Below are 532 nucleotides of genomic sequence, written 5' to 3'. Positions count from 1 at the left end.
CAAAAGTTCGTAATAACTGACCAGATTCAGTATCCCAGAGGTAAGCTTTGTAGTCGTTACCGCCTGTCAATGCGAATCGACCATTAGGAGAGATGGCGACAGAGTTGACTTTTTCTCGGTGAGCGAGGAACTCCAAGCGACGACCGGTGACTAAGTTGACGTAAATGGCTTTACCGTTTGAGAGCCCGAGTAGCACTTGTTCACCGTTGCTGGTGATGTCGATGTCGCGAATTAACGCGTCAGAAATGGACCACAGCCCTTGTGCTTGCGTCCAGCCAAGGTCCCAAACGGCAAAGTTCATTTGACCTGCGGTTACAGCAAAACGGCCGTTGTCTGAAATACGAATATGAGATACCGCGTTGCCATCGGCATCAAGCTCTCCAAGCGTTGCGAGTTTTTTGTTTTGCTCTAGGTCCCACAAAACCAAGTGGTGTTCTTCAGAGTAGAGCAGGGCAAATCGACCATCTCGGCTGAGTCCAAAGCTCGTTGAGCCCTGCGGTTCGAGTGGCCAACGTTGAACTTCATGCTCGGT

General features: G+C 50.4%; 1 protein-coding gene. It reads right to left on the bottom strand.

The window, feature by feature from the left end; translation table 11 throughout:
* On the bottom strand, positions 1-532 hold a 532-nt coding region (locus R8N49_RS30015; RefSeq protein WP_412034940.1), incomplete at both ends, for a WD40 repeat domain-containing protein.

It is taken from the genome of Vibrio sp. 1978 (genome assembly GCF_033344345.1).
Note: the sequence above shows the minus strand (reverse complement) of the source record. Positions and strands in the feature narration are given on the sequence as shown.